Annotated in this window: 1 protein-coding gene; it reads right to left on the reverse strand. The window is 43.0% G+C overall.

Going from position 1 to position 2,390, the window contains the following annotated elements; genetic code table 11:
- A partial coding sequence (locus Q0256_RS07095) for a hypothetical protein (protein ID WP_297961623.1) occupies positions 1 to 2,390 on the reverse strand: 2,390 nt, incomplete at both ends.

Here is a 2,390-nt window from a genome sequence, read left to right on the forward strand (position 1 = left end):
TTGGAATTTACGTGCGAGCCCGTCTCATGTCTTAGAGAGTAAGCTTCGCTTATAGCAAAAGGAAATAGCTCTAAGTGTCCGTCAGGTATTAGCTTATCTAGGTAGTTGGTAATTAACTCGCTTCCGTTCTTTAGGCTAGCTAAGCTTGCAACTCTAGTTTCGGCGAAGGATTTGGTATTAGAATTTACGCGCGCGCTAGGAGCCGAGGAAGCATCAAATCCTAAATTTAAATAATTGCCGCTTTGATAAATTTTAGGGTTATAGCTTAGGCTTACTCCTACATTTAGCGTTGCGTGCATATTAGCTGCGTTAGGGGCTATAAGGCTGCCGCTTCCTTGCTTGTTTATCAGATGAATCTCGCTACTTGGACTTAACGGGCCGCTTACTCCGCTGATATAAGCCGTGATATTGCTTACGTTGCTTAGATCTGTGTTGGCGGTAGGATCGCTTAGGGTAAGCACACTATCGCCTGCTCTAATAGAGTTAGGAAGGAAAAAATTTAACCTGTCAAAGCCGCTAATATTTTTAGCGCTTAAGGAATTTACTGCCGCAGGAGAGCTATTGCTAGCTCCTATGTTAAGGGTGTTGCCGCTACCGCTTGCGCTTATTACGCCTACATTATGACCGCTGATAAAATTTAACGTATTATTTGCGCCTGCTGCGTGGATATTTCTAGCGTTAAAATTCTTATCCTCTCCGGCCTTGCCTATATCTATGTTATTTCCGTTAAGACCCCCGGCACCAAGATACTTCTGCAGCTCATCCGCATCGAAATCCCCATTTATGCTCTCGTTAGTCTTAATAAGCTTTTGGATATAAAGCTCCCGCTCATCCTCGCTTATATGCATACCGCCTATGTTTCTGCTAAAGGTATTGGCGTCCTTTATGATATAGTTTTTATTTAGCTGAGTTACGTAGCCTTTATCTTTAAAGCGCGGATCATATCCGGTAAATTTACCGCCTCCGCTTTTATAGGCAAGTGTGTATTTCTTATTATCGCCATCTGGATAGCTTGCATTGTTTAAAGCGTTAAATTCGCTTGTCGAGTTTACGAATATATCGGTACCGCTTAGATCGGTATTGCCGGGACCTGTTAAATTTAAAGCTCTTTTGGTACTTGATGAAGCATCATTTTCAATCTCGCCAAGGGAGGCTAAGTTAAATTCCAATTTATTGAAATTTGCAAAATTCCCCGCATTTAGGCCATTGCCTGAGTTTGAAGATAGGATATTTAGGCTATTGCCCGAATTGCTAGCGTTTGCGCTAGATACTCCGTATAACGTGCCCGCTACTCTGCCGCTTCTGAAATTTACTACGTTGTTGCTGCCGCTAGCGGCTTCCGCTGCGTAGACGTTGCCAGCAACTTGCGTACCACTTAGATTTACGATGCTGTTTGTTGCAGAGCCGCTAGCCTTTGAGCCGTATACATCGCCGGTAACGCTACCGCCTTGTAGATTTACAATGTTTTTAACTGCATTGCCGTTAGCTGTCTGTGCGCCGTAGACATTGCCGTTAATGGTGGTATCATCAGTGGTTACCGTATTATCATGAACGTTTCCATTAGCGTTATAGCCTGCACCGATATTTCCGTTTACTACCGCACCTTTTGAAGTCTCTTCAAAGCTTATATGGTTGTCGTGAACATCTTGGGTTCCGCTATCACCATAGCCTGCATATACATCGCCAAATCCCGTTCCGCCTTTTATCGTAGTGTAGTTATCATGGATAGTATTAGGCGTTTCAGTATCTTTGACGTCAGCTCTACCTGAGCTTATGTTTTTGCCGCCTAGATCGCCTGCATTCTCTTTTACTATTACGGTGTTGCCTTTATTGCCGAATAGCTCAGTAGCGCCCGCAGCTTTATTGCTAGCTTGATTTTTGGTTAGCTCGCTGCTATCGAAATCGGTATCGCCCCAAGCGTTGGTAATGGTACCTTTTTTATAAACAAGCTCTTGATTGCCGTTTTCTCTTCTAAAAGTCTCGCCATCATATTGATAGTGATCTTTGTCTGTGATAGTATAGGTCTGGTCTTTTTGGACACTTCTATCGTTGAAATTTATAGTGCCGCCGTTAGTCTTTTTAACGAGTGTGTATGTGGTGCCGTCTTTGGCATTATTTACATTGACGTCAGTACCAGTTAAATCCGTAAGCCCGTTGTCGGTAAGTTTGATCGCAGGATTACCTCCATTATAGTTGTTAGGCAGATTGAAATTCATCTTTAGCTTACCGGGGCCTGATTTCTCGATATTTTTTGCAGTTATATTGCCTGGCACTAGCGGATTGGCACCGTCTTTACCGACATTTATCTCGTCGTTGCCATCAGCTTTTATCGTGCCTATATTATTGCCACTTACTAAATTTATCTTAGCGTTAGGAACGTTATTCGTATC

Source organism: uncultured Campylobacter sp. (assembly GCF_937949835.1).
GTDB lineage: Bacteria > Campylobacterota > Campylobacteria > Campylobacterales > Campylobacteraceae > Campylobacter_B.